At 70.7% G+C, this 26,106-nt stretch carries 23 protein-coding genes; 15 read left to right on the top strand and 8 right to left on the bottom strand.

Going from position 1 to position 26,106, the window contains the following annotated elements; genetic code table 11:
* Positions 1-209: 209 nt before the first annotated feature.
* Positions 210-1,658 carry an IS1182 family transposase gene (locus ABZT49_RS19660; protein WP_355288205.1) on the top strand — a complete coding sequence of 483 codons (1,449 nt, stop codon included), beginning with the start codon at positions 210-212 and terminating at the stop codon, positions 1,656-1,658.
* Positions 1,659-1,776: 118 nt separating this feature from the next.
* Here the strand turns inward: ABZT49_RS19660 and ABZT49_RS19655 are convergent, their stop codons facing one another.
* The 3 genes from ABZT49_RS19655 to ABZT49_RS19645 form a co-directional block, all read right to left on the bottom strand.
* Positions 1,777-2,457, bottom strand: coding sequence for an MgtC/SapB family protein (locus tag ABZT49_RS19655; protein WP_355288203.1), 681 nt, complete (start codon positions 2,455-2,457; stop codon positions 1,777-1,779).
* 309 nt (positions 2,458-2,766) lie between these two features.
* Positions 2,767-3,069, bottom strand: coding sequence for a PepSY domain-containing protein (locus tag ABZT49_RS19650; protein WP_355288215.1), 303 nt, complete (start codon positions 3,067-3,069; stop codon positions 2,767-2,769).
* Positions 3,070-3,232: 163 nt separating this feature from the next.
* Complete coding sequence (locus tag ABZT49_RS19645) at positions 3,233-4,450, bottom strand: CoA transferase (protein WP_355288202.1); 1,218 nt, start codon at positions 4,448-4,450, stop codon at positions 3,233-3,235.
* Positions 4,451-4,646: 196 nt separating this feature from the next.
* Between ABZT49_RS19645 and ABZT49_RS19640 the strand changes: the two genes are divergently transcribed.
* The gene (locus ABZT49_RS19640; RefSeq protein WP_355288200.1) at positions 4,647-5,867 is read left to right on the top strand and encodes a cytochrome P450; all 1,221 of its coding nucleotides are present in this window, start codon (positions 4,647-4,649) and stop codon (positions 5,865-5,867) included.
* 278 nt (positions 5,868-6,145) lie between these two features.
* Here the strand turns inward: ABZT49_RS19640 and ABZT49_RS19635 are convergent, their stop codons facing one another.
* Entirely contained in the window at positions 6,146-6,478 is a 333-nt protein-coding gene (locus tag ABZT49_RS19635) for a DUF1127 domain-containing protein (RefSeq protein WP_355288198.1), read from the bottom strand.
* Positions 6,479-6,648: 170 nt separating this feature from the next.
* On the opposite strand from ABZT49_RS19635, the gene ABZT49_RS19630 reads away from it, so the two are divergent.
* Entirely contained in the window at positions 6,649-7,539 is an 891-nt protein-coding gene (locus tag ABZT49_RS19630; protein ID WP_355288197.1) for a LysR substrate-binding domain-containing protein, read from the top strand.
* 19 nt (positions 7,540-7,558) lie between these two features.
* On the opposite strand, the gene ABZT49_RS19625 is transcribed toward ABZT49_RS19630, so the two are convergent.
* From ABZT49_RS19625 to ABZT49_RS19615, 3 genes are all read right to left on the bottom strand, one after another.
* Positions 7,559-7,753 (bottom strand): Flp family type IVb pilin, encoded by a 195-nt coding sequence (locus ABZT49_RS19625; RefSeq protein WP_355288196.1) that lies wholly within the window; start codon positions 7,751-7,753, stop codon positions 7,559-7,561.
* 262 nt (positions 7,754-8,015) lie between these two features.
* A complete protein-coding gene (locus tag ABZT49_RS19620; RefSeq protein ID WP_355288194.1) occupies positions 8,016-8,276 on the bottom strand; it encodes a DUF3072 domain-containing protein in 261 nt (86 codons plus the stop codon).
* A 200-nt stretch (positions 8,277-8,476) separates the two neighbouring features.
* Positions 8,477-9,364 (bottom strand): branched-chain amino acid aminotransferase, encoded by an 888-nt coding sequence (locus tag ABZT49_RS19615; RefSeq protein ID WP_355288192.1) that lies wholly within the window; start codon positions 9,362-9,364, stop codon positions 8,477-8,479.
* Between the two features lie 193 nt (positions 9,365-9,557).
* Between ABZT49_RS19615 and ABZT49_RS19610 the strand changes: the two genes are divergently transcribed.
* From ABZT49_RS19610 to ABZT49_RS19565, 10 genes are all read left to right on the top strand, one after another.
* Positions 9,558-10,169, top strand: a complete 612-nt coding sequence (locus ABZT49_RS19610; RefSeq protein ID WP_407943533.1) for a MarR family winged helix-turn-helix transcriptional regulator — start codon at positions 9,558-9,560, stop codon at positions 10,167-10,169.
* Positions 10,166-10,897, top strand: coding sequence for a response regulator (locus ABZT49_RS19605; RefSeq protein WP_093571137.1), 732 nt, complete (start codon positions 10,166-10,168; stop codon positions 10,895-10,897). Before ABZT49_RS19610 ends, ABZT49_RS19605 begins: the two co-directional genes overlap by 4 nt.
* 102 nt (positions 10,898-10,999) lie before the next feature.
* Positions 11,000-12,370 (top strand): ATP-binding protein, encoded by a 1,371-nt coding sequence (locus tag ABZT49_RS19600; protein ID WP_355288190.1) that lies wholly within the window; start codon positions 11,000-11,002, stop codon positions 12,368-12,370.
* Between the two features lie 69 nt (positions 12,371-12,439).
* Positions 12,440-12,979, top strand: a complete 540-nt coding sequence (locus tag ABZT49_RS19595; RefSeq protein WP_355288188.1) for an MbcA/ParS/Xre antitoxin family protein — start codon at positions 12,440-12,442, stop codon at positions 12,977-12,979.
* A complete protein-coding gene (locus ABZT49_RS19590) occupies positions 12,976-13,662 on the top strand; it encodes an RES family NAD+ phosphorylase (protein ID WP_355288186.1) in 687 nt (228 codons plus the stop codon). The genes ABZT49_RS19595 and ABZT49_RS19590 overlap by 4 nt, the downstream gene beginning before the upstream one ends.
* A gap of 61 nt (positions 13,663-13,723) precedes the next feature.
* Entirely contained in the window at positions 13,724-14,698 is a 975-nt protein-coding gene (locus tag ABZT49_RS19585; protein ID WP_355288185.1) for an NrtR DNA-binding winged helix domain-containing protein, read from the top strand.
* 132 nt (positions 14,699-14,830) lie between these two features.
* Complete coding sequence (gene nadA / locus ABZT49_RS19580; protein WP_355288183.1) at positions 14,831-15,832, top strand: quinolinate synthase NadA; 1,002 nt, start codon at positions 14,831-14,833, stop codon at positions 15,830-15,832.
* The gene (locus tag ABZT49_RS19575; RefSeq protein ID WP_355288181.1) at positions 15,829-17,358 is read left to right on the top strand and encodes an L-aspartate oxidase; all 1,530 of its coding nucleotides are present in this window, start codon (positions 15,829-15,831) and stop codon (positions 17,356-17,358) included. The genes nadA and ABZT49_RS19575 overlap by 4 nt, the downstream gene beginning before the upstream one ends.
* On the top strand, positions 17,355-18,215 hold the full coding sequence (nadC, locus tag ABZT49_RS19570; protein WP_355288179.1) for a carboxylating nicotinate-nucleotide diphosphorylase: 861 nt from the start codon (positions 17,355-17,357) through the stop codon (positions 18,213-18,215). Before ABZT49_RS19575 ends, nadC begins: the two co-directional genes overlap by 4 nt.
* Before the next feature lie 802 nt (positions 18,216-19,017).
* The gene (locus tag ABZT49_RS19565) at positions 19,018-21,102 is read left to right on the top strand and encodes a HAMP domain-containing methyl-accepting chemotaxis protein (RefSeq protein ID WP_355288177.1); all 2,085 of its coding nucleotides are present in this window, start codon (positions 19,018-19,020) and stop codon (positions 21,100-21,102) included.
* 433 nt (positions 21,103-21,535) lie between these two features.
* Here the strand turns inward: ABZT49_RS19565 and polA are convergent, their stop codons facing one another.
* The gene (polA, locus tag ABZT49_RS19560) at positions 21,536-24,595 is read right to left on the bottom strand and encodes a DNA polymerase I (protein ID WP_355288175.1); all 3,060 of its coding nucleotides are present in this window, start codon (positions 24,593-24,595) and stop codon (positions 21,536-21,538) included.
* A gap of 298 nt (positions 24,596-24,893) precedes the next feature.
* On the opposite strand from polA, the gene ABZT49_RS19555 reads away from it, so the two are divergent.
* Entirely contained in the window at positions 24,894-25,367 is a 474-nt protein-coding gene (locus ABZT49_RS19555) for a hypothetical protein (RefSeq protein WP_355288173.1), read from the top strand.
* The gene (locus ABZT49_RS19550) at positions 25,367-26,020 is read left to right on the top strand and encodes a ribonuclease T2 (RefSeq protein ID WP_355288171.1); all 654 of its coding nucleotides are present in this window, start codon (positions 25,367-25,369) and stop codon (positions 26,018-26,020) included. Before ABZT49_RS19555 ends, ABZT49_RS19550 begins: the two co-directional genes overlap by 1 nt.
* Positions 26,021-26,106: the final 86 nt, after the last annotated feature.

Below are 26,106 nucleotides of genomic sequence, written 5' to 3'. Positions count from 1 at the left end.
GTGGTGGGGCTGGCGCTGGCGTTTCGGACGGTGGGGGTGCTGGAGCGGCGGGAGGCGGTGAGTCTCGGAGTGGCGGCGCGGCCGGTCGAGGAACGGGTGTCTTAGAGTCAAAACCCGATCGGCCCCGCGAGGCGGAGGGCTGCTTTCGATCGAGGCTGTGTGAAAACGCTTTGATCTGCTAAGCTTGTCACCGATCTGAGGAGGTCGGGATGTCCCGCTTCATCGTCGGTGATGATCGTCGTCAGAGCACGCTCCTGCCTGATTGCCTCGATGATTACGTGACAGCGGATAACCCGGTCCGCCTCGTCGAGGTCTTTGTCGACGAACTCGATCTCACCACCCTCGGGTTTGCCAGAGCCGTGCCCGAGGCGACCGGCCGTCCAGCCTACGACCCGGCGACACTTCTCAAGATCTACCTCTACGGCTACCTCAACCGCGTCCCGTCAAGCCGCCGTCTCGAACGCGAGACCCAGCGCAACATCGAGTTGATGTGGCTGACCGGCCGGCTGATGCCCGACTTCAAGACCCTGGCCGACTTCCGCAAGAACAATGGACCTGCGATCCAGGCCACCTGCGCACAGTTCGTCGTCCTCTGCCGTCGCCTGAACCTGTTCAGCAAGGCGGTGGTCGCGATCGACGGCAGCAAGTTCAAGGCGGTCAACAATCGCGACAAGAACTTCACCGTCGCCAAGGTCGAGGCGCGTCTGGCGCAGGTTGAGGCGAGCGTCGCGCGCTATCTCGCGGCCCTGGACCGGGCCGACCGCCAGCCGAGTGACGTCGCCGAAGCACGAACGACGCGGCTCGCCGAGAAGATCGCAGCTCTGCGCGAGCAGATCAAGGACCTGCAGGCGATGCGCCAGCAGGTCGAGGAGGCCCCCGACCAGCAGGTCTCGTTGACCGACCTCGATGCTCGCTCGATGGCCACCAGCGGCAAGGGAACTGGCATCGTCGGCTACAACGTTCAGGCGGCGGTCGATGCCGAGCATCATCTGATCGTCGCCCACGCCGTGACTAACATCGGCAACGACCGCGCCCAGCTCGTTCCGATGGGGCTCCTGGCCAAAGAGGCGACGGGATGCGCCACGCTCACGGTGCTGGCTGACCGGGGCTACCTCAACGGCGATCAAGTTCTGGCGTGTGAAGGCACGGGCCTCCTGCCGTGCGTGCCCAAGACACTCACATCAAACCACGCCAAGCGAGGTCTCTTCACCGGACAAGACTTCATATACGACGCTGAGAAAGATCACTACACCTGCCCCGCCGGCCAGCATCTGACCAAGGGGGCCGCCCGGTCCGACCGCCAGTCCGGTGATGACGCCATGGATCCCTACAGTAATCCGACGGCTTGCTCGAGTTGTGAGCTCAAACCTCGCTGCACGCCAACGAAGGCGAGGCGGATCAAGCGTTGGATGCATGAGGGCGTGCTCGATGCCATGCAGGAGCGGCTCGATAGGATGCCGGAGGCGATGCTGATCCGTCGCCAGACCGTAGAGCATCCGTTCGGCACGATGAAGGCCCGGATGGGGGCGACGCACTTCCTGACCCGAACACTGGCGAAGGTCAGAACCGAGATGAGCCTGCAGGTTCTGGCCTACAACATGAAGAGAATGATCCAGATCGTCGGGGTTGGAGCGCTGATCACGGCGATCCGGGCGTAACTCACCCGTGCGCGCGTGTTCGCTGCAAGCGCTCGCTCAGCTACCTAACCACCAGAACCGCGTTCTCACACGGCCTGGACCCGTAGGAGACCTTCGAAGAAAGTCGGCCTACTCCATCTTACGGCTTGACGGGCTCGACTTTCACGACGCCGGGGTGCTTCCGTAGGCGATCGGCGATCTCGTTGACCGAGGTGCGCGACAACCGCACGAACGAGATGCTGACCTCGTCCATCTCCGGGTCGTCCTCGCTCTGCCGCACGATGAACTGGCGCACCCGCGAAGAGCGGGGTCCAGCAACCTCTTGCAGCGTATCGATTGATAACGTGCCGCGTCGTGCTGTGAGGGTGATGGGCAGAACCTGAAGCCGATCGCGATACCGCTCCTCAAGCGGCTTCACGCCCGCGAGGATCACGAGCACGATCACGGTCGTGGCGATGGCAGCCACGTAGAGGCCACCACCGATGGCCAATCCGATCCCGCCGATCGCCCACAGGCTCGCGGCCGTGGTGAGGCCCTTCACCACCTCGCCGCGCAACAGGATGGTCCCCGCGCCGAGGAAGCCGATGCCGGACACGACCTGCGCGGCGACCCGCGAAGGGTCGAGCACGACGCCTTTCTGGCCGAGCACGTCGTTGAAGCCGAAGGCCGACACCAGCATGATGAGGCAAGCACCGACGCACACGAGCATGTGCGTGCGGATGCCCGCAGCCCAGAGCAACCGCTCGCGCTCAAACCCGACCGCGCTGCCGAGCACGGCCGCGAGCGAGAGCCGTAAGATCAACTCGCCATTGCCCAGCATAGGAGGAGGCTCCTCATTCTTGTAGATCGAGTCTTTTCTAACGCGGCCTTCACCTCACATTCGGAACCATGGCTAAGAGCAAACGCGTCGCACATCTTGTTCAAGTCGTCAGCAGGATCGATGGCTCGCTTGATGAGGGCGAACGCACGTTCTGCGCGGTCTTAACGGCGAGCGCTGATGACGCGCTCCGACAGATCCAGGATTTATGCGGAGAGAATGAGGAAGCCAGTCTTGCGCATGGCTTCCTCTCTGCTGCTACCGCCCGCGCGCTACGTCTAATACCTGACGAACCGCATCGGCTATAATGCATCAGTTCTCGGTCTTGGGCGCGGACTTCGTTATGCGGCCTGTCTTTGCGTCCGCGTGGAACTCGACGATGCGGCCATCCTTGACGGCCTCGCCTTCCCAATGGCCATCGTCGGCCCCGACCACGATGGCGTTGTAGCCCTCGCTCTCCATGTGCTTCTTCAGGTCCGCCTTCGTCATCCAGTCCGCGCCGGGCTGGTCCTTGGCGAGGGCAGCGCCGCTGAAAGCGAGGCTGGCGACCAGGGCGAGAGCAAGGGATCGGTTCATCGTCGTCTCCGGGCTGGGATTGATGATGACGAAACGCACCAAGGAGCAGCCTTGTTTCGCAGCGTCAGTCACTGGTCCGCTTCCCACCTCGGGCAGACCTTCGCACAGTCAAACTGGTTAGAGTCAGCTCCCCGCCGCCTGCCGTGCGAACCGTATGGCGCTCACTCGCGGCGTCTTTCGCAGCAACCAGACACCACCACCCTCATCCCCGCGGCCCCGCCACCACCCCATCATCGTGCAACCGCGCCACCTCCCCGTCGCTGTACCCGATCTCCGACAGGATCTCGTCGGTGTTCTCGCCTAAGCTCGGCGCCCGCGTCGGCGGCACCCGCTCGACATCCGAGAACACGATCGGGTTGCCGGGGGTCAGGTACGACCCGATCCCCGGATGCTCCAGGCGGGAGAACATCGGGTTGTCGGTCGAGCAATCCGGATCCTCCTCGACGACCTGACGGAAGGAGCGGTAGCGGGACCAAGTGACGCTGCGGGCCTGGAAGTCGCCCGCGAACTCGTCGAGCCGGCGGCTCGCGAAGAACGGGGCCAGCACAGCCGTGATGCGGTGGCGGTGGGTGTAGCGCTCGCCCTCGCGCGCCAAGTCGGCCCCGAGTTCGGCGGCGAGCGCGTCCATCTCAGGCTTGGTGTCGGTCGCAGCCTGGAGGTTGTCCCATTGCCTCTGAGTCAGGGCGACCACGATCACCCGCTCGCCGTCGCGGCAGGTGAAGTCCTGGGCGTAGGCGCCGTAGAGGGCGTTGCCGACCTTGGGGCGGTCGGTGCCGTTCACCGTCACCTCGCCGATGATGCCGAGATTGCCCAGCATGGCGAGCGCCATGTCCTTGAGCGCGAGCTCGACCACCTGGCCGCGGCCGGTGAGGCGGCGGTGGCGCTCGGCCGCCAGGATGCCGAGGGCCGCCTGCTGGCCGGTGATGCAGTCCCAGGCCGGCAGCACGTGGCCGACCGGCTCGGCCGAGCCCTCCGGCCCGGTGGCGCCGGGAAAACCCACCGCCGGGTTGACGGTGTAATCCACCTGCGGCCCGCCATGGCGGTCGCCGGTGACCGACATCATGATCAGGTCCTCGCGGTGCTTTCGGAGTGAGTCGTAGTCCATCCAGCCGCGCACCCGCAGGTTGGTGAGGAAGATGCCGTTGCCCTCGCCGGGCTGGCAGATCAGGCGGGTCACCACCTCCTGGCCGCGGGGTGTGGCCATGTCGACCGCGAGGCTGCGCTTGCCCTTGTTGAGTCCGGCCCAGAACAGGCTGCGGCCCTGGTCGGTCACCGGCCAGCGCGCATGGTCGAGCCCGCCGCGGATGCGGTCGAACCGGATCACGTCCGCGCCCATCTGCGCCAGCGTCATGCCGGCGAGCGGTGCGGCGACGAAGGCCGACCCCTCGACGATGCGCAGACCCGCCAAGATCTTGACCATGCCGTCCTCCCCGCGTGGTGCCGCCCCGAGCGATTTTTTGAAGACTTTTGCCGCCCGAGCTTACGGCAGTGGACGCTGCGGTAAAGGCCGGGACTCACATCGCCCGGCCTTGCGCGAGATCCGTCACGACGCGCAGGCTGGAATCCGACCCGGTCCGGTTCATGATAGCGACCGGATCGCACTGAGGAGGGCCACGATGGCCGGATCCCCGCACACGGCCGCCCCGGCGGATCTCGCACTCGTCCCGCGGGCCGAGCTGGAGGCCGATCCCCACGCCGTGCTCGCGCGCCACCGCGCAGCGGCGCCCTGCATCCGAACCGACGACGGCGTGGTCATGCTGCTGCGGGCGCGGGACGTCCAGGCCCTCGTCACCGATCCGCGCACGCGGCAGGTGGAGACGGAATTCGCTCGGGCGCGCGGCATCACGGCGGGGCCGCTCTACGAGTTCTTCCGGCAGACGGTGCTCCTGTCGAACGGCGAGGTCCACCGGCGCCGGCGCGCGCCGATCGCCCGCACCTTCGCGTTCCAGGTCGTGGCGGCCCTGCGCCCGCGCATCCGCGCCATCGCCGAGGGGCTGGTGGACGAGCATCGCTCGCGCGGCCGGATGAACCTGCTCGCCGACTACGCCGCCCCCCTCCCCGCCCGGGCGATCGCGATGATCCTCGGCCTGCCCGAGGAGGATGTGCCGGCCTTCACGGCGTGGGTCTACGCGATGTCCCGCGCCCTCACCTCAGCCTGGGGGCCGCAGGACTACCCCGAGGCCGACGAGGCGGCGCACCGGCTCATGACTTACGTCGAGGACCTGGTGGCGGAGCGCCGCCGCGCCCCGCGGGACGACCTGATCTCCGCCCTGCTGCCGTCGATCGCCGAGGACGATCCGGACGCCGCCGCGGAGGCGCGCATGCAGATCGTCTCCCTGATCGTGGCGGGCAGCGACACCACCCGCGCGGCGCTGGCGATCCAGGCCGGGCTGCTGCTCGCGCATCCGGACCAGTGGGAGGCGGTCCGCCGCGACGAGGCGCTGATCCCGGGCGCGGTGGCCGAAGCGTTGCGCTTCGAGCCCGCGGTCGGCTCGTTCCCGCGCTTCGCCCTGGCCGAGATCCCGCTCGAGGGCGCGGTGCTGCCCGCCGGCGCGTTGATCTCGATCTCGACCCTGTCGGCGATGCGCGACCCGGCCCTCTACGCCGATCCGGACGTCTTCGACATCCGCCGGACCGACCATCCGCGCTGGCACGTGGTCTTCGGCGGCGGGGTGCACCGCTGCCTCGGCGAGGCCCTGGCCCGGATCGAGCTGGAGGAGGGTTTGCGGGCGCTGACGAGGCTGCCCGATCTGCGCCTGGAGCGGCCGCTGACCGTGCGCGGCTCGGCCGCGATCCGCCGCGTCGAGGAGCTGCCGGTGGCGTGGGTGGTAGGATAGGGCGGGATGAAGGCGCGCGGCGCGCCGACATCCTGCGGGCGAGCGGTGTAGGCTCCGCTTTCGAGGACTGCCGGTGCCGGACGAGGCGACCAGCGTTCCGCCTCTCTCTGAAATCTCAGCGGTTATGGATCCCGGGTTCCGCTGCGCGGCCCCGGGATGACATGGAGGGTGGCAACTCTCGTGGCGCCCACCAAAACGGGCACGGGATCCCATCTCCCCGCAGAGGAAGAGGAATCCCGCGCCTCATTTCTCGACGTCATCTGGTCAGAAGAGGCGCCTCACGCCTCCCGCGCCCGCCCCTCCACCGCGCGCCCGTCGCGAGCGGCGAGCCGCACGGTCACGGCCGGCGGCGGGGGCTGGCGCCGCGCGCGGCGTCGATGCACCAGGGGTACGGTCGGGTCCTGCGCGAACGGCAGGTCGAGCACGCCCATCACGTCGTTGCGGGTGAGGCCGATGTCTTTCAGCGCCCGGTCGTCGAGCTCGGCGAGGCGGTAGGCGGCGCGGCGGTGGATCCACAGGGTGACGATCCGGGCCACGATCTGCGCGGCCTTGCGACCGGCGCCGAGCGCCAGCGAGAGGACACCGAAGAGGGGGGCGAAACTGATCGTCATCGTGGTCTCCGGCGGGAGCGTGTCGGCATGCCTCGTCATGGGGTTGATCCTGGGCCTCGTCCCGGCCCGGCCGCGCTCATCCGCCCCACCGTCATAGCCTAGCTCGGTCGATGCGTTGAGCGAATGATTGAGATGTGTCACATCACGCGGATTGATAATGGAGCGACCCGGTGCATCCCCTCGACATCGACCAGCTCCGGACCCTGGTGGCGATCGCCGAGAGCGGGTCGTTCACCCGCGCGGCGGAGGCGGTGAACAAGACCCAGTCCGCCGTCTCGATGCAGATGAAGCGGCTCGAGGAGCGGGTCGGGCGCGAGATCTTCGCCAAGGCCGGCCGCGGCGCGCGGATGACCGACGACGGCGAGCGCCTGCTCGATTACGCCCGGCGCATCGTGCGCCTGCAGACCGAGTGCCTGGCGACCTTCGACGAGGGCGACCTCGCCGGCCGGGTGCGCCTCGGCCTGCCGGACGACTACGTCGACCGCTACCTGCCGGAGATCCTCGGGCGCTTCGCCCGCACCCATCCGCGGGCCGAGGTCACGGTGATCTGCGAGCCCACCGACATGCTGGCCGAGCGGATCGCCGCCGGCGACATCGACCTCGCCATCGTCACCGAAGCCAAGGGTTCCACGAAGGACAAGGGCCGGCGAACCATCGAGACGATCCGCACCGAGGCGCTGCTCTGGGTCACGTCGAGCCGCCATGCCGTCCATGCCGAGCAGCCGGTGCCCCTCGCCCTCGGGCGGCCGGCCTGCAACTGGCGCCGGGCGGCCATCGAGGCGCTGGAGCGCGGGGGCCGGCAGAGCCGGATCCTGTTCGTCAGCTGGAACTCGACCGCGGTCGGGGCTGCGGTGCTGGCCGGGCTCGCCGTCTCGGTGCTGCCCGAGAGCGCGCTGCGCCCCGGCATGCGGGTGCTCGGGCCGCAGGAGGGCTTCGCCGCCCTGCCGGCCTGCCGCATCGGGCTGATGCGCCACCGCTCCGGCGAGCCCAACCCGCTGGCCGACATCCTGGCCGGGCAGATCCGGCAATGCCTGGACAATCTCGGGCTGGCGGCGGAGTGACGGGCGGAGGATCCGGCCCTCAGCGCAAAGCGGTGCCGATGCTGTTGCTCAGGTTGCTGTAGAGGCCGCCGGCCGTGCTGCCGTAGACGGCGAGCGCGCTCGTCAGCGCGAGGAAGATCAAGGTCGCGATGAGCGCGTACTCGATCGCCGTCGCGCCGGATTGCTCACGCCGGAAGCGGCGAAGCGCCTCCGTCACCCGCGATCTGCCACGCACGTCGAGTTCTCCCGGTCCGCCGCGCCGGACTATAGGCGAGACCCCCTCACCGAGGGTTAATCCGACGGGCTAATCCGACACCGCGCTCGCCATCGCCGGGCAGGCACCTCGATTCGGGCCGCGCCGGACGCAGGGTAAGCCTGATCTTCGAGGTCGCGCCATGCAAAAGAAGAGGCGCGGCTCCCCCGTCGCAGAGAGGGAGCGGCGCCTCGCCGATAGTCTCGAACGACATCGCGCCCCGCGCGGCGGGACGCGAGCCGCCTCAGGCCTTGCCGGTCTCCTTGCGCAGGGCGTCGATGCGCTGCGAGGCCTCGGCCTTGTCGAGGTCGGGATCGTAGGCGTCCTCGTCCTTGGCCTGCTCGGCCAGGGTCTTGAGGTAGGAGGCCTGCGCCCCGGTCATCGGCTCGGAGCCGGTGGTCCAGTCCTTCGGGTCCTTGATGCGGTTCGAGGTGTCCTTCGGATCCTGCTTCGGGTTCTCGGTCTCGTGGTGCTCGGTCTCGGCCTGCTTGGTCTTGGCGGTCATGAGAGTGCTCGTGTTCTCTGAATGTTCCAGCCAGACAACGGGGAAGCCCCGGCCCGCGTTCCCGGTCCGAGCGCCGCAGGCACGGCTTGTCCCCGGAAACCACGGCGGTCCACGCGAAGAGGCCCCGGGCGGTCTCCCGCCCGGGGCCTCTTCAGTTCACGCAATGGCGAGACTCAGGCGCCCGTTCAGGCCGCCTCCGTTCAGGCCGCCTTGGCCCGCGGCTGCACCTCGGCGGTGTAGTCGTCCATCAGGGTCTTGGTCATCGCGGCCGGGGTGAAGCGGTACTGGCCGATCTCCGAGACCGGGGTGACCTCGGCGGCCGAGCCGGTGATGAAGCACTCGGTGAAGCCCGCCATCTCCTCGGGGCGGATGCGCCGCTCGACCACCTCGTAGCCGCGGCGCTTCGCCAGATCGATCACGGTCTGGCGGGTGATGCCGTTGAGGAAGCGGTCGGCGGTCGGGGTGTGGATCACCCCGTCCTGGATGAAGAACACGTTGGCGCCGGTGCACTCGGCGACGTTGTCCTCCCAGTCGAGCATCAGGGCGTCGGCGTAGCCCTTGTTCTCGGCCCGGTGCTTGGAGATCGTGCAGATCATATACAGGCCGGCCGCCTTCGAGGCCGACGGCGCGGTGCGCGGATCGGGCCGGCGGTAATCGGCGAGGTCGAGCCGGATACCCTTCATCTTGGTCGCCGGGTCGAAGTAGCTCGGCCATTCCCACGCCGCGATGGCGAGATGGATGGTGTTGTGTTGCGCCGACACGCCCATCATCTCCGAGCCGCGCCAGGCGACGGGGCGGAGATAGGCGTCCCGGAGGCCGCTCTCCTTCAGCACCAGGCGCTTGGCAGCGTCGATCTCGGCGACCGAGTACGGGACCTCGAAGTCGAGCAGCTCGGCCGAGCGGCGCAGGCGCTGCGAATGCTCGGTGCACTTGAAGATCTCGCCGCCATAGGCGCGCTCGCCCTCGAACACGCTGGAGCCGTAGTGCAGGCCGTGGCTGAGTACGTGAATCTTCGCGTCCGCCCACGGCACCATGCGGCCGTCGACCCAGATGTGGCCTTCACGCTGGTCGAAGGGAATGACGGACATGACGATGATCCTCGTATGCGTTCGTTTCCGCCTGGCTGGTTCTCGCGCAACGTTCGTGCTTGAGCGGGGCGCGGGGCGTACGTTCGTTTCGCCGGCGGGGTTGACGGGTATCAATGGGGCTGAGATATGTCAACAAGACTGACATAAATGACGAGGGCCCGCGAAGCCCCGCTTCCGCGAAGAGGTGCGACCCGTGACCCAGGCCGCCCGGACCCGTCCGGCCCCCATCCCGGACGCCGCCAACGAGGACCTGCCGGAGGTAGGCTACTCCCCGGACGCGCCCGCGCAAGACCTCGGCGGGCAAGACCTCTCTGAAGACGGCGAGGCGCCGGCCTACGACCTGATCGAGCTGCTGTTCTTCGCCTATCGCGACTTCGTCGCCGATCCCGACCGGATCCTCGCCGAGTACGGCTTCGGCCGCGCCCACCACCGGGTGCTGCACTTCGTCGACCGCCATCCCGGCCTCACCATCGCCGAACTCCTGGATATCCTGCGGATCACCAAGCAGAGCCTGAACCGGGTGCTGAAGGAATTGATCGAGCAGGGCTACATCGCGCAGCGGACGGGCACCAGCGACCGCCGCCATCGCCTCCTCACCTGCACGCCGCAAGGCCGGCAGCTCGCCCATCGCCTCGCCGGCGTCCAGGGCCGGCGGGTCCGCCGGGCGCTGGAGGAGGCCGGCTCAGGCTTGCGCGAGCCGGCGAGCCGGTTCCTGCTCGCGATGATCGAGCCGGAGGAGCGCGCGGCGGTGCGCCGGCTCATCGCCGGCGGCGAAGCCGCGGCCGAGAGCGAGGCCCGTTCGTGAGCGCCGGCCCCGCCCTCAGCGTCCGGGCCGAGCTGCCCGACCACGCCCCCCACATCCTGGTAGTCGACGACGACCGCCGCCTGCGCGACCTGCTCGCCCGCTTCCTCGGCGAGAACGGCTACCGGGTGACCGCGGCCGCCAGCGCCGCCGAGGCGCGGGCGCGGGGCCGCAGCCTCGTCTTCGACGCGGTGGTGCTCGACGTGATGATGCCGGGCGAGACCGGCTTCGACTATGCCCGCCAGATCCGCCTGACCTCGCAGGTGCCGATCCTGATGCTCACCGCCCGCTCGAACCCGAACGACCGGGTGACGGGACTCGAGATTGGCGCCGACGACTATCTCCCGAAGCCCTTCGAGCCGCGGGAGCTGATCCTGCGCCTCAACAACATCCTGCGCCGCAGCGCCCGGGGACCGGCCGACGGCACGGCCGCCCCCCTCGACGCGGTGCGCTTCGGGCCGTTCCAGTTCCGCATCGAGCGCGGCGAGCTCACCCGCGACGAGGAGGCGATCCGCCTCTCCGAGCGCGAGCGCGAGATCCTGACCATCCTGGCGCTGGCCCGCGGCGGCAATGTCGAGCGCGAGGCGCTGACCGGCACCAACGGCGCCGCCAACGAGCGCACCGTCGACGTGCAGATGAACCGGCTGCGCCGGCGCATCGAGGACGACCCGGCCAATCCGCGCTACGTGCAGACGGTGCGCGGCGTCGGCTACCGCCTGGTCCTGGACTGAGCCGACCTACGTCGGTACGCCGACGCAGGTCGGCTCAGATTTCTTTGCCGCAGGTTTTTATCGCAAAACCGGAGGCCACTTTTGCGAAACCTGCTCAGGCCGATGCCCGCCCCGACCCTCGCCGGAACGATGCCGGCGCCCCGGCGGGCTTGGCGCCGGCTCGGCCGCCTGATCGGCGACCGGCTGCCGAAGGGGCTCTACGCCCGCTCGCTCATCATCATCATCGCCCCGATGGTGCTGCTGCAATCGGTGATCGCCTACACCTTCATGGAGCGGCACTGGCAGCTGGTGACGCGGCGCCTCTCGGCCGCCGTCACCGCCGACGTCGCCGCCCTGATCGACATCTACGAGAGCTATCCCCAGGACAAGGGTTCCGAGACCCTGGAGCGGATCGCCAGCGAGCGGCTGAACCTCGACGTCGACATCCTGGAGGGCGTCGCCCTGCCGGCGCCGGGCCCGCGGCCGTTCTTCTCGCTCCTCGACGAGGCCCTGTCGGACGAGCTGCGCCGCCAGATCGCCCGGCCGTTCTGGATCGACACGGTCGGCCGCTCCAGCCTGATCGAGATCCGGGTCGAGATCCCCGGCGGGGTGATGCGGGTGATCGCGCGGCGCAGCCAGGCCTACGCCTCGAACTCGCACATCTTCCTGCTCTGGATGGGCGGCTCGTCGATGGTGCTGCTCGGCGTCGCGATCCTGTTCCTGCGAAACCAGATCCGGCCGATCCTGCGCCTCGCCGACGTGGCCGAGAGCTTCGGCAAGGGCCGCGAGCTCGATTTCCGCCCCCGCGGCGCCCGCGAGGTGCGCAAGGCCGGCCACGCCTTCATCGAGATGAAGCGGCGCATCGAGCGGGCGATGGAGCAGCGCACCACGATGCTCAACGGGGTGAGCCACGACCTGCGCACCATCATCACGCGCTTCCGGCTCTCCCTGGTGCTGCTGCCGCAGACGCCCGAGATCGACGACCTGCAGCGCGACGTCGACGAGATGAGCCGGATGCTGGAGGCCTACCTCGCCTTCGCCAAGGGCGATTCCGGCGAGCCGGCCGCGGCGATCGACCTGCGGGCGCTGCTCGAGGACGTGCGCACCGACGTGGAGCGTCTGGGCGGCCACGTCTCCGAGGTGACGCTGGAGGGCCAGTCGACCGTGACGGTCCGGCCCGACGCGTTCCGGCGCTGCCTGTTCAACCTCGCCTCCAACGCCGCCCGCTACGGCGACACCATCGCGATCACCGCCCGCCAGGAGGCGCGCTGGCTCGCCGTCTCGATCGACGACGACGGCCCGGGCATTCCCCCTGAGCTGCGCGAGGAGGTGTTCAAGCCCTTCGTGCGCCTCGACGACGCCCGCCAGGATGCCGGCGGATCGGGCCTCGGCCTCGCCATCGCCCTCGACATCGCCCGGGCGCATGGCGGCGACGTGGCGTTGCACGATTCGCCGCTCGGGGGCCTCAGGGCGACGGTGCGGGTGCCGGCCTGAAGAAATCGCGGACTCGGCTTGCTGTTGTCCGGATCTGGACTATATCTTGATCCAGACTGGAGTCCCGCCATGGCCCCCGCGCTTGCCCGGCCCTCTGCCCGGCCGATTCCGACGATCGATGCGGGCCCGGCCCGTCTCGACGCGGACCGCTTCTCGACCGCGAACCGGCGCCGCCTGAGCGGACCGGCCCTGCGGACCTTCACGGCCATCGCGGACCTCTGGACCCTGGGCGAGGGCGAGCGCCTGCTGATCCTCGGCCTGCCGTCGCGCTCGACCTATTACGGCTGGCTCAAGGCCGCGCGGGAGCACCAGGACGTCACCCTCGGCGTCGACGTGCTGACGCGGATCTCGGCGCTCCTCGGCATCCATCAGGCCCTCGGCATCCTGCACGCCGACGAGCGGGACGGGATCGCCTGGCTGCGGCGGCCGCACCGGGCGCCGCTGTTCGGCGGCCAGGCGCCGCTCGCCCTGGTGACGGGCGGCACGCAGGACGGGCTGATGGCCGTGCGCCGGTTCCTCGACGCCGCCCGCGGCGGGCTCTTCCTGGCGCCGAACGCTGTCGACCGCGACACCGCTCCCTCCACCGACGCCGACATCGTGCTTGCGTGACCGATCCCGTCGCGACCGACGTGCCGGCGCCGCACCCGACCTATCGGCTGATCCCGTCGCGCTTCCCGCCGATCGGCCTGTTCGACACCGTCGCGACCGCCACCGACCTCGCGGCGGTGATGGAGCTGGCGGGCTGGACCAACGACCGCCTGGTGGCGGAGCGGCTGGCCCGGCTGCCCCAAGCGGAGTGGGTCTACGGCCGGCCCAATGCCAGCATCGTGATGGCGTCGTTCCTGCACGTGGCGCCCGGCGGCCTACGCTTCAACGGCGGCGATCTCGGCGCCTGGTACGCCGCCGCGACCTTGCGCACGGCGGTGGCGGAGGTCGGGCATCATCTGCGCCGCGAGGCGGTGGCGACGAGTCTGCCCGAGCTGACGCGGACCTACCGGGCCTATACCGCGCGGCTGGATGGCCGCTACCGCGACCTGCGCGGAGCGGTCCCGTCCGATCCGCCAGGGATTCTCGACCCTCAGGACTACGCGGCGTCGCAGGGGTTCGGCGAGGCCGTGCGGGCGGCGGGCGGGCACGGCCTGCTGTATGACAGCCTGCGGCACGCCGGCGGCGTGAACGTCGTCGCCTACCGGACCCGCAGCATTCTCGACGTCACGCAGGGCGATCACTACGCGGTCACCGTGCAGGCCGCCGCCTCGCGGATCGAGGCGCGCCGCATCGCAACGATCTGACAAAACCCTGCCTGCCCTCGCCGGCCATGGTAAGCCCCCGCCGGATCGGGAGAGCGGGACGATGAGCGAGGCGGAACGGACGGCATCGGCGCCTCAGGTCGGCCTCGCCGCCGTCATCCTGGCGGCGACCCTCGACGACCCGCGCGTCCTCACCGTGCCGGTGGCGGGCCAGCCCGAGGGCCGGGGCGAGGGCCTGCCGGCAGGTCCCCTGGAGCCGGCGCATCCCACCCTGGAGCGGGGCCTGCGGGCCTGGGTCGAGCGCCAGACCGGCCAGAGCCTCGGCTATGTCGAGCAGCTCTACACCTTCGGCGACCGCAACCGCCGGCGATCGGACGAGGGGCCCGGGGCCGAGGGAGAGGGTGGGCAGCACGCCCTCTCGGTCGCCTACCTCGCCCTGGTGCGGGAGGCGCGGCCCGCCGCGGATTCTGTCTGGCAGAGCTGGTACCGCTACTTCCCCTACGAGGATTGGCGGGCCGGCCGGCCGGCCGCCCTCGACGCGATCGGTGACCGGCTCGACGCCTGGGCCGAGGCCGTCCGCGATCCCGAGGAGCGCCGCCGCCGCGGCGACCGGATCGGCCTGACCTTCGGGGCGGCGGGGAGCGGCTGGAACGAGGAGCGGGTGCTGGAGCGCTACGAGCTCCTGTTCGAGGCCGGCCTGGTGCCGGAGGCGGGCGCCGAGGGGGAGGACATCCGCGGGCTCGCCGGCCAGCCCATGGCCTTCGACCACCGCCGCATGCTCGCCACCGCCCTCTCGCGCCTGCGCGGCAAGATCAAGTACCGGCCCGTCGTGTTCGAGCTGATGCCGCCGGCCTTCACCCTGGGACAGCTCCAGCGCGTGGTCGAGGCCCTGTCGGGCGCCCTCCTGCACAAGCAGAATTTCCGCCGGCTCGTCGCTCAGCAAGGCCTCGTCGAGGAGACGGAATCCGTCACCGCCGAGACCGGCGGACGGCCCGCCCGGCTGATGCGCTTCCGGCGCGAGGTGCTGCTGGAACGCCCCGCCCCGGGCCTGCGGCTGCCGTCGAGCCGGACGGGCTGACTGCCACGGCACGGCCGGACCGCGTCGCCCTGCCGCACTTATGCTCAGATCCAACATATCTGGACAGGCCGGGATCCGGGAATTAGCCTAGCCGGGCAAATGCTCATTTTGAGCATAAATCGGGAGGCGAGAATGGATGCGGCACCCCTCGACCGGGCCGGGATCCCGTCCCAGGCGGAACTCTACGCGCGGGTGCGCCACCACGTGCCGGCGATCGAGTGGCCCGCCCTCGCCGCGGACGTGGCGGCGATCCAGGCGCTCAAGCGGGAGCGCAACGCCGTGGTGCTGGCGCACAATTACCAGGCGCCGGAGATCTTCCACACCGTAGCGGACATCGTCGGCGACAGCCTGGCGCTCGCCCGCGAGGCGGCCCGCACCGATGCCGACGTGATCGTGCTCGCCGGCGTGCACTTCATGGCCGAGACCGCCAAGATCCTGAATCCGGGCAAGACCGTCCTGATCCCCGATCCGGCGGCCGGCTGCTCGCTCGCCGATTCGATCACCGCCGCCGACCTGCGGCGCCTGCGCCAGCTTTACCCCGGCGTGCCGGTCGTCACCTACGTCAACACCTCCGCCGCCGTGAAGGCGGAATCGGACCTCTGCTGCACCTCGGGCAACGCGAAGGCCGTGGTCGAATCCCTCGGCGTCCCGCGGGTGCTGATGATCCCCGACGAGTATCTGGCACAGAACGTCCAGGCCGAGCTGCCGGACATCGAGATCCTGACCTGGGCCGGCCATTGCGAAGTGCACGAGCGCTTCACGGCAGCGGATATCCGCGAGGCGCGCGAGGCCTATCCGGGCGTGACGGTGCTGGCCCACCCCGAATGCCCGCCCGCCGTGGTGGCGGAAGCCGATTTCTCCGGCTCGACGGCGGCGATGCAGGATTACGTCGAGACGCGCCGGCCGGCGCAGGTGGTGATGATCACCGAATGCGCGATGGCCGACAACCTGGCCCTGCGCAATCCGGACGTCGCGTTCGTCAAGCCGTGCAACCTGTGCCCGCATATGAAGCGGATCAGCCTGGAGAAGATCCGGCGCAGCCTGGAGACCCTGACCCACGAGGTCACGGTGCCGGACGACCTGATCGTCCCGGCCCGCCGCGCCGTCGAGCGCATGCTGGCGGTGCGGGCATGACGGCCGATCGCGTCGTCGTGGTCGGGGCCGGAATCGCCGGCCTCGCCACGGCCCTGCGGCTCGCGCCGCTCCCCGTCACACTGCTCAGCGCCGCGCCGCTCGGCGCGGAGACCGCGACCGACACTGCAACGGCTTGGGCCCAGGGCGGCATCGCGGCGGCGATCGGGGCGGACGACGATCCGGTGCTCCACGCCGCCGACACCCTCAGTGCCGGCGCCGGCTTGAGCGATCCGGAGGTGGCGCGGCGCGTCGCCGAGGCCGGCCCCGGCCTGGTGGCGTGGCTCTGCGGGCTCGGCCTCGCCTTCGACCGCGGGCCCGACGGCACGCTCGCCCTCGGGCTGGAGGCGGCCCACGGCCGGCGCCGGATCGTGAAGGCCGGGGGCGACGCCACCGGCGCAGCCGTCTTGCGAGCCCTCGCCCGGGCGGTCTCGGCCTGCCCGTCGGTGACGGTGGTGGTCGGGCGGGCGGGCGCGCTCATGCAGGACGGCGCCGGCCGGGTGACCGGCCTCGTCGCCCGGACCGGGCGGGGACCCGTCGCCCTGCCGGCGCGGGCTGTGGTGCTGGCGACCGGCGGCCTCGGCGGGCTCTACCGCTCGACCACCAACCCGGCGGGCGCGACCGGCTCCGGCCTCGCCCTGGCGGCGCGGGCGGGCGCGGTGCTCCGCGACGTCGAGTTCGTGCAGTTCCACCCGACGGCGATCGCGCTCGCGACCGACGGCCCCCTGCCGCTCGCCACCGAGGCCCTGCGCGGAGAGGGTGCGGTGCTGATCGATGCGGGCGGGAACCGGGTGATGGCCGGCATCAGCGGGGCGGAACTCGCGCCCCGCGACGTGGTCGCCCGGGCCATCGCGCTGCGCACGGGCCGGGGCGAGGCGGTCTTCCTCGACGCGCGCCGCCTCGACATCGCGCGCCGCTTCCCGACCGTCGCCGCGTTCTGCCGCGCCGCGGGGCTCGATCCGGCGGTCACGCCGATCCCGGTGCGGCCGGCCGCCCACTACCACATGGGCGGGATCCGGGTGGACGGGTGCGGGCGCAGCTCGCTGCCCGGCCTGTGGGCCTGCGGCGAGGTCGCGGCGACGGGCCTGCACGGGGCCAACCGCCTCGCCAGCAACTCGCTCCTCGAGGCGATGTCCTTCGCGGTGCCGATCGCGGCGGACATCCAGGGCATGGAGGCGCTCCCCGCCGGCCTGGGCCGCGCCCCGGAGGAAGCCTCCGGCCCGGAGGCGCTGCCGGAGGTCCGCGCCGTGATGGAGGCGCAGGTCGGGCTGGTGCGCGAGGCCGCCGGCCTCGGATCCGCGGTCGTGCGCCTCGCCGCCCTGGCGCGGGCCGGCTCGGCGGCGGCGACCGCGGGGCTGCTCGTCGCCGCCGCGGCTCTCGGCCGGGAGGAGAGCCGCGGCGCCCATTGGCGGACCGACCATCCGGGGCAGCGCGCCCCCCGCTCGACCGAGATCACCCTGAGCCAAGCCTTCGCCATCGCGAAAACCCTCGGCGATGCCCTGCCGTCCCCCTTCGAGGCCATCCGATGACCGACACCACCCTCTCCTCCCTGCCGCACCTGCTGGTCGAACCGGTCGTGCGGGCCGCCCTCCTGGAAGATCTCGGCCGGGCCGGCGACCTCACCACCGACAGCATCGTCCCGGCCGAGGCGCGCTTCTCCGGCGCCATCGTCTCGCGCCAGGCCGGCACGGTGGCGGGCACGGACGCCGCCGCTCTCGCCTTCGGGCTCCTTGATCCGGCGGTGAGCGTCCGGGTCCTGCGGCCGGACGGCAGCCCGATCGCCCCGGGCGACACGGTGATCGCCCTCGACGGCCCGGCCCGGGCGATCCTCTCGGCCGAGCGCGTCGCCCTCAACCTGCTCTGCCGCCTGTCGGGCGTCGCCACCGCGACCGCCGCGCTGGTCGAGGCCGCCCGGCCGCACGGCAAGGCCCGCATCGTCTGCACCCGCAAGACCACGCCGGGCCTGCGGGCGCTGGAGAAGCACGCGGTGCGGGCCGGGGGCGGGGCCAACCACCGCTTCGGCCTCGACGACGCGGTGCTGATCAAGGACAACCACGTGGCGGTGGCCGGGGGCGTCGGCCCGGCGGTGCGGCGCGCCCGCGCGGGCGTCGGGCACCTGGTGAAGATCGAGGTCGAGGTCGACACCCTGGCCCAGCTGGAGGAGGCCCTGGCGGTCGGCGCCGACGCGGTGCTCCTCGACAACATGAGCCCTGAGTCCCTGCGGCAGGCGGTGGCGATGATCGACGGCCGGGCGGTGAGCGAGGCCTCGGGCCGCATCACCCGCGAGACCGTCGGCGCGGTCGCGGCGACGGGGGTGGACCTGATCTCGGCCGGCTGGATCACCCACAGCGCGCCGATCGTCGATCTGGGGCTCGATGTGGCGTAACGGCGGTTGCGTGACCCGGGACGCCCGGGGCCGGTCCGGCCCGCGGCGCCGGGCCGACGGTGCAGCGGTCGAGGCCTGCGCGACGGCTTGATGCGTCCTCCCCCTCACTCACGGGCTCCTCTTGCGTGTCTGCTCGACTTGCCCGACAGCTTGAACCACGCTGATGCACGAGAGCCTGCTTGATTGGCGCCCCTCGTCGATCTTGCACAAACATCGACCGCTCTCCTCGCCATCCCGGGGCGAGGCTTGCCGGGAACCCGGGATCCATAACCGCCGACATGTCCTGAAGAGGCGGGCAGCGTTCCGCTTCGTCCTGAACCGTCAGCGGTGATGGATCCCGGGTTCCGCTCCGCGGCCCCGGGATGACGCTCGAGTGCGTGAGTGAGGTTCTCTCGATCAAGCAGGCTCGGACGACGCGCCATTGCCTCGATTCATCCGCATCCCTTCGAGGGACCGGCTGTCCACTTCGTCGAACAACGCCTCCGGCCCTGACGGCGTGCCCCCCGCACCGTCGCCTGGGGGCCGCTCGCCCCTGCGATCATCGACGCACCTCACGCAAATCCCGATCGCCGGCCTCGCTCGCCGAGCTTGCCTAGGCGCCGCAGGAATTCGGCAAGAGGCACTTAACCGCTACGAGCCGCGCGTCCGCAGCCGACCCGGGCCGATTTTATTAATGTCCATCGATGATATTTTACTATTATTACCTATCGTCAATAGACCGAGATAACTTTCCCATCGCCACGGGATCGCCGGTCTTCTCTTCCGAATTCCCTGCCGCCCCAACCCGCCGGAAGCACGAATCGTGTCGCTCAAATCCAAGTTGATCACCATCATCGTGGTGTTCTCGTGTCTCACGCTCGGCCTATTCGGGCGCGACCTGCTGCGCTCGCGTCAGGCCTGGACGACGTCGGAGCAGGTCGCCCGCCTGGCGAAGATCGACGAGCTGCTCCTCACCGCCATGGGTTCGCTGCGCTACGAGCTGAGCTACGAGGTCGGGGTGCTGAAGCTCGACGGCGAGGCCGCGGCCGCGGCGGCGGCCCGGCTCGCGACGCGACGCGGCGAGGTCGATGGCGGGATCGCCCAGGCGCTCGATCGCCTCGGCCAGCTCGGCCCCGAGAAGGCCGGCCTCGGCGAGGCGACGGCGTCGGCCTATACGGGGCTCCGCGCGCTGCGCGGCGAGGTGGATCGCCAGGTGACGCGGCCCAAGGGCGAGCGCGATCCCAAGCTGCTCACGGACCTCTCCGCCCATGTCCCGGCGATGCTGGCGACGATGGACACCCTCGCGGATGCCATCGAGCGGCCGATCCGCACCGGCGATCATCGGCTGGCCGACCTGATCGAGATCCGGCGCAAGGGCTGGATCGCCCGCGGGATGGCCGGCGACGCCGCCAGCGCGCTCACCCGGGCCCTGGCCTACCAGCGCCCCCTGACGGAGCAGGAAGCGACCACCATCCTCGTCCGGCGCGGCCAGGTGGAGGCGGTGTTCCAGCAGGTGGAGCAGGCGGTGGGTCAGCTGCCGGACGGCGCGGACCTCGCTGCCGCCGTGGCGGCGGCCAAGGCGACGTATTTCGGCGGCCGCTACGGCGAGATGGTCGGTCCTCTGATGGCAGCGGTGACCGGCCGGTACGAGACGAAGCTCACCAACGAGGACTTCACCCTGGCGGTCGTGCCGGCCCTCGACACGCTGCTGGCGATCCCGGCGCGGGCGGTGACGCAGCTCGCCAGGGAGGCCGAGGCGGCGGAGGCGGCGGCGAAGCGGGCTCTGGCCGTCGATGCCGCCCTGATGGCGGGGATCGTCCTGCTGACCGGGCTCGGCGCGGGCGTGATCGTGCGGGGCATCACCCGGCCCCTGGACCGGATGACCGCGGTGATCAACCGCCTGGCCGGCGGCGACGCCGCGGTGACGGTTCCGGATCTCGGCCGCCGCGACGAGATCGGCGCCGTCGCCCGGGGCGTCGAGGTGTTTCGCCAGAACCTCATCCGCAGCCGGGCCCTCGAGGCGGAGACCGCCGAGGCCCGCGCCGATGCGGAGACGCAGCGGCGCGCCACGATGCACCGGGTGGCCGATGATTTCGAGACCGCAATCGGCGGCATCGTCGGTCTGGTCGCGCATGCGGCGACGGAGCTGCGCGCGACGGCCCAGACCATGTCCGGCGCCGCCAGCGCGACGGCGAGCCAGTCCTTCACCGTCGCGACGGCGGCCGATCAGGCGGCGGCCAATGTCGGCACCGTGGCGGCGGCGGCCGAGGAGCTCGGCGCCTCGGTGATCGAGATCGGCCGGCAGGTCCAGGGCGCGGCCGGCCTGGCGCGGGTCGCGGTGGGCGAGGCGGAGCGGACCACCGCGCTGGTCAACGACCTGAGCGCCACCACCGCGCGCATCGGCGACGTGGTGGCGATGATCGCCGGCATCGCCGGCCAGACCAACCTGCTGGCGCTGAACGCCACGATCGAGGCGGCCCGGGCCGGCGAGGCCGGCCGCGGCTTCTCGGTGGTCGCCGCCGAGGTTAAGGAGCTGGCCAACCAGACGGCGCGGGCCACCGAGGAGATCACCCAGCAGATCGGCCGGATCCGGGGATCCACCGACCAGGCGGTATCGGCCATCGCGGCGATCACCGGGCGGATCGAGGAGATCGACGCGGTGACGGTCGCCCTGGCCGGCGCCGTGGAGCAGCAGGGTGCGGCGACCCAGGAAATCGTCCGTAACGTGAACCAGGCCGCCAGCGGCACCGGCGAGGTGACGACGAACATCGCCGGCGTGGCCGGGGCCGCGGAGCAGACCGGGGCGGCCGCGGACCGCGTCCTCGCCTCGGCCTCGGAGCTGCAGCAGGAAGCGGCGCATCTCGGCGCCGAGGTGCACCGCTTCCTCGACACCGTGCGGGCGGCCTGAGGAACCGACGCCGCGGCGCCGGGACACGACGGTGGCGGGCGCGGATACGGCCAAGCGGTCTGTCATGAGCCTGTTTGATTAGAGCCCACGGAGCTGACATCCTGCATGTCATTCCGGGGCCGCGCAGCGGAGCCCGGAGTGCCGCAGGCACGCCCAGACGCCCAGGTGATTCAGAAGAAGGCGAAATGGCCTCCGCTCTATCCTGAACCATCCGCGGCTCTGGATTCCGGGCTCCGCTTTCGCGGCCCCGGAATGACGCGGAGGATGTTGATTCTGTGGTGGCCAATCAAACAGGCTCTCTTGAACCACCCCCTTTCCCGGACGACTGCAGCGTCAGCCGAAGGAGATCCGGGAAAGGGAGAGCCTCACGATAAACGTCTGCCTGCAAGCCCGGGCTTGGCCTGCTGGCGCGCGCGGCGGCGGCGGCGGCGCGTCAATGCGCCTCCTGCCAGTTCGCCGCCGCCTTGGCCTCGACGGCGAGCGGCACCCGGAGCTGAACCGCCGGGTGGGGCGCCTCCTCCATCACCCGGGCGATGATCGGCAGCGCCCGCTCGACCTCGTCGTCGGGCGCCTCGAACACCAGCTCGTCGTGGACCTGGAGCAGCATCCGGGTCGAGAGGCCCGCCTCCGACAAGGCGCCCTCCATCCGGGCCATCGCCCGGCGGATGATGTCGGCGGCCGTGCCCTGGATCGGCGCGTTGATCGCCTGGCGCTCGACCGAGGCGCGCTCCTGCGGGTTGTTGGAGCGGATCTGCGGGTAGTGGCAGACCCGGCCAAACAGGGTCGTGACGTAGCCCTTGTCGCGGCAGATCTTCTTGGTGTCGTCGATATAGGCGCGGATGCCGGGGAAGCGCTCGAAATACTGCTTGATGAAGGCCGAGGCCTCGCCCTGCGGGATGCCGAGCCGGTCGGCGAGGCCGAAGGCCGAGATGCCGTAGATGATGCCGAAATTGATGGTCTTGGCGCGGCGGCGCAGATCGGAGTTCATCTGGTCGAGGGGCACGCCGAACATCGCCGAGGCGGTGGCGGCGTGGATGTCGATGCCGTCCTCGAAGGCCTGGCGCAGCTGAGGGATGTCGGCGATGTGGGCGAGGAGCCGCAGCTCGATCTGGCTGTAATCGGCCGAGATCAGCTTGTGCCCGGCATCCGCCACGAAGGCCTGGCGGATGCGCCGCCCCTCCTCCGTGCGGACCGGGATGTTCTGCAGGTTCGGGTCCGACGAGGACAGCCGCCCGGTTGTGGTGGCAGCGAGCGCGAAGGAGGTGTGGACCCGGTCGGTGCCGCGGTCGGCATGCTCCTGCAGGCTGTCGGTATAGGTCGATTTCAGCTTCGAGAGCTGGCGCCATTCGAGAATCCGGCGCGGCAGGTCGTGGCCCTGGCCGGCCAGCTCCTCCAGGAGGGTCGCGGGCGTCGCCCACTGTCCGGACGGGGTCTTCTTGGCGCCGGGCAGGCCCATTTTGCCGAACAGGATGTCGCCGATCTGCTTCGGCGACGAGACGGAGAACTTTTCCCCCGCCATCTCCTGGATCTCGTCCTCGAGCCGCGCCAGCGACTGGGCGAAGTCGCCGGAGAGCCGGCTCAGCATCTGGCGGTCGACCTTGATGCCCTCGCGCTCCATCCGGGCGAGCACCGGCACCAGCGGCCGCTCCAGGGTCTCGTAGACGGTGGCCCGGCGCTCGGCGGCGAGGCGCGGCTTCATCAGCCGCCACAGCCGCAAGGTGACGTCGGCGTCCTCGGCCGCGTAGGCCGTCGCCTTGTCGAGGGCGACGCGGTCGAACGTCACCTTCTGGCGCCCGGTCCCGGCGACGTCCGCGAAGGTGATCGGCTGGTGGCCGAGATGGCGGCGGGCGAGTTCGTCCATGCCGTGCGAGCCCTTGCCGGCATCGAGCACGTAGGAGATCAGCATCGTGTCGTCGAAGGGCCGGACCTCGATGCCGTGGCGGGCGAGCACCAGCCAATCGTACTTGATGTTCTGGCCGACCTTGAGCACAGCCGGATTCTCGAGCAGCGGCTTCAGCCGCGCCTGCACGACCTCCCAGGACAATTGCCCCGGCAGCAGGCCGCCGCCGAACAGGTCCTCGCCGCCGCGGTGGCTGAGCGGGATATAGGCGGCGCGCCCCGGCGCGGTGGCGAGCGAGACGCCGACGAGGTCGGCTTTGTTGGCGTCGAGCGCCGTGGTTTCGGTATCGACCGCCACCACCCCTGCCTCGACCGCCTCGGCGATCCAGGCCTCCAGGCTCTCGACCGTGGTGACGGTCTCGTAGGACGCGGTGTCGAAGGGCTTGACCGCTTCCGCGGCGCGCGCCGCCACCAGCGTCGTCGGCGTCGCCTCGGCGGGCGCCTTCGGCTTCGGGGGAGCGTCCGGCAGGTCGAGATCGGCGAAGGGATCGACCTCGGCCTTCGACTCGGGCGCGGCATCCGGCGCGTCCCCGAAGAACGGCGTCACGTCGCTGCCGCCCTTCCCGTTCGAGAAGCCGGTATCGGCGCCCTCCGGCAGAAGCGCCGGATCGGGCCGCACCGCCTCCGGGTCGACGTGCAGCATCTGGGCGATGCGGCGCGTCAGGGTGTTGAACTCCATCGCCTTGAGGAAGCCGACCAGGCGCTCCGGATCGGGCTTCGGCAGGCCGAGGTCGTCGAGGGGCACCGGCACCGGCACCTGCTCGTCGAGGGCGACGAGGCGGCGCGACAGCCGCGCCTGGTCGATATTGGCGAGCAAGGTCTCGCGGCGCTTGGGCTGCTTGATCGTGGCCGCCTTCTCCAGCAGCGCCTCCAGGCTGCCGAACTCCTTGATCAGCGCCGCGGCAGTCTTGAGCCCGATGCCCGGCACGCCCGGCACGTTGTCGGAGGTGTCGCCGATCAGCGCCAGCGCGTCGCCGATCTGCTCCGGCCCCAAACCCTCCCAGCGCTCCAGGATGGCGGCGCGGTCGAGGTTGCGCTCGGGCCGGTAGCCCGGCTTGCCCTTCTGGCCCGACTCGAAGTCGTAGAACCGCACGAGATCGCCGACGAGCTGCATCAGGTCCTTGTCGGAGGACACGATGATGACGCCTGCCCCCCGCGCCTCCGCCTGGCGGGCGTAGGTGGCGATCAGGTCGTCGGCCTCGTAGCGCTGCAGCTCGATCGGATGCAGGCCGAAGGCCCGCACCGCGTCGCGCATCAAGGGCATCTGGCGCTTGAGGTCGTCGGGGGCGTCGGGTCTATGCCCCTTGTAGTCCGGAAAGATCTCCTTCCGGAACGAGCCCTCGGACTTGTCGAACACGATGGCGAGATGAGTCGGCACGATGCCGGCGGCGCCCTCCTGCACGAACTGCGCGAGCTTGGCGCAGAACAGCCGCACCGCCCCGGTCGGCAGCCCGTCGGAGGGGCGGAAATTGTAGCGCTCGGGCTGGTTGATCGACTGGAAATAGGCCCGGAAGATGAACGACGAGCCGTCGACCAGGAGCACCTGATCGCCGGGGCCGACGGGCTTCGTCTCGGGGGCGGTCTCGGTGCTCATGCGGGCGGACATCTTCTCGGCGGGCTTTGTGAGTCCCGTCTTAGTGCGTCGCCGGGGCGAGGCAAACCGCGGCGCGGGCGCGCTCCCCGGGGAATGGGTGCGCGCCGGCCCCGGCCGGGTGTGCCCTGAGCACACCAGGCGCCTGCGAAAGCGCCGCCGGACTAGTCCGGAAGCTTGACTTGGCGCGGGCGGAGGCTTGGTGTCAGGCTTGAGAGAGCAACCGTCATTCCCCCGGAAGGCTTGAGCCTCGCGGGCCCGCCCGCGGGCCTGCGCCTGCCCCGGGCCCAAGGACCGGCCCATGCGCAAGACACCCCTCCTCGCCGCCCTGCTCGCAGGGCTCGCCACCGCCGCCGGCCTGTCCGCCGCAGAGGCCCGCTCGGCCCGCCAGGAGATCGCCCCGGCCGAGGAGCGCGAGTTCCCGTTCGACGCCCAGATCCCGGGCTGCCAGGATGCCGGCGTGCTGGAGAAGATCACGTACCAGTTCGCCGAGAAGGAGGCGAAGTTCTGGAACTCGACGCTGACGATCGCGTCCTACGACCGCATCGAGCGCACCGCCTGGCGGCCCTGGGGCCTCGACTTCTATCCCCGCCGCTTCTGCACCGCGGTCGCCACCACCTCGGACGGGGTGCGCCGGCGCGTCGACTACTCGGTGCGCGAGAGCCTCGGCATCATCGGGATGACCTACGGCGTCGAGTTCTGCGTCCACGGCCTCGACCGCAACCTCGCCTACGCCTACGCCTCGGCCTCGTCCTGCCGCGAAGCCCGGCCGTGATGCGCGCGCTGGTCGGTGCCGCCCTCGCGGCCGTCGTCGCCGCCGGCCCAGCCGCCGCGCAGGGGCGCGGCGGCGGCGAGCCGGGGGTGTTCGACTTCTACGTCCTGGCCCTGTCCTGGTCGCCGACCTACTGCGCGCTGACCGGCGAGCGCCGCAACGACCGGCAATGCGACACGGGCCGCAACCCGGGCTTCGTGGTCCACGGCCTGTGGCCGCAATACGACCGCGGCTTCCCGAGCGAGTGCGGCGCCTTCTCCCGCAGCCCGAGCCGTCCGGCGATGGACGTGGCCGAAGGCGTCTTCCCGAGCGAGGGCCTGGCCCGCCACGAGTGGCGCCAGCACGGCACCTGCTCGGGCCTCGACCCGGCGGCCTATTTCCGCGCGACCGCCAAGGCCCGCGACGCGGTGACGATCCCGGCCGCCCTGGCGAAGCCGGCGGAGTCCTTGAGCGCCGCCCCCATCGACATCGCCCGCCAGTTCGTCGCCGCCAATCCGGGCCTGCGCCCGGACATGATGTCGGTCACCTGCAAGGCGGGCCGGCTCGAGGAGGTGCGGATCTGCTTCACCAAGGACCTGCGCGGCTTCACCGCCTGCCCGGAGGTGGCCCGCCAGAACTGCCGCGCCGGGGAGGTGACGGTGGGGGCGGGGCGGTAGGGCACATCGCCAGACCCGACGGTTTTAATATTCTCCGCGTCATCCCGGGGCCGCGACAGCGGAACCCGGGATCCATGAACGCTGAC

The sequence above is a fragment of the Methylobacterium sp. EM32 genome (assembly GCF_040593685.1).
GTDB lineage: Bacteria > Pseudomonadota > Alphaproteobacteria > Rhizobiales > Beijerinckiaceae > Methylobacterium.
Note: the sequence above shows the minus strand (reverse complement) of the source record. Positions and strands in the feature narration are given on the sequence as shown.

Coding starts and splice junctions, on each gene's coding strand:
- nadC (WP_355288179.1), top strand. CDS start 17,355: ATGACCGACACCACCCTCTCCTCCCTGCCGCACCTGCTGGTCGAACCG.
- ABZT49_RS19600 (WP_355288190.1), top strand. CDS start 11,000: ATGCCCGCCCCGACCCTCGCCGGAACGATGCCGGCGCCCCGGCGGGCT.
- ABZT49_RS19635 (WP_355288198.1), bottom strand. CDS start 6,478: ATGACGATCAGTTTCGCCCCCCTCTTCGGTGTCCTCTCGCTGGCGCTC.
- ABZT49_RS19575 (WP_355288181.1), top strand. CDS start 15,829: ATGACGGCCGATCGCGTCGTCGTGGTCGGGGCCGGAATCGCCGGCCTC.
- ABZT49_RS19595 (WP_355288188.1), top strand. CDS start 12,440: ATGGCCCCCGCGCTTGCCCGGCCCTCTGCCCGGCCGATTCCGACGATC.
- ABZT49_RS19585 (WP_355288185.1), top strand. CDS start 13,724: ATGAGCGAGGCGGAACGGACGGCATCGGCGCCTCAGGTCGGCCTCGCC.
- ABZT49_RS19620 (WP_355288194.1), bottom strand. CDS start 8,276: ATGACCGCCAAGACCAAGCAGGCCGAGACCGAGCACCACGAGACCGAG.
- ABZT49_RS19660 (WP_355288205.1), top strand. CDS start 210: ATGTCCCGCTTCATCGTCGGTGATGATCGTCGTCAGAGCACGCTCCTG.
- ABZT49_RS19615 (WP_355288192.1), bottom strand. CDS start 9,364: ATGTCCGTCATTCCCTTCGACCAGCGTGAAGGCCACATCTGGGTCGAC.
- ABZT49_RS19640 (WP_355288200.1), top strand. CDS start 4,647: ATGGCCGGATCCCCGCACACGGCCGCCCCGGCGGATCTCGCACTCGTC.
- nadA (WP_355288183.1), top strand. CDS start 14,831: ATGGATGCGGCACCCCTCGACCGGGCCGGGATCCCGTCCCAGGCGGAA.
- polA (WP_355288175.1), bottom strand. CDS start 24,595: ATGAGCACCGAGACCGCCCCCGAGACGAAGCCCGTCGGCCCCGGCGAT.
- ABZT49_RS19655 (WP_355288203.1), bottom strand. CDS start 2,457: ATGCTGGGCAATGGCGAGTTGATCTTACGGCTCTCGCTCGCGGCCGTG.
- ABZT49_RS19645 (WP_355288202.1), bottom strand. CDS start 4,450: ATGGTCAAGATCTTGGCGGGTCTGCGCATCGTCGAGGGGTCGGCCTTC.
- ABZT49_RS19555 (WP_355288173.1), top strand. CDS start 24,894: ATGCGCAAGACACCCCTCCTCGCCGCCCTGCTCGCAGGGCTCGCCACC.
- ABZT49_RS19550 (WP_355288171.1), top strand. CDS start 25,367: ATGCGCGCGCTGGTCGGTGCCGCCCTCGCGGCCGTCGTCGCCGCCGGC.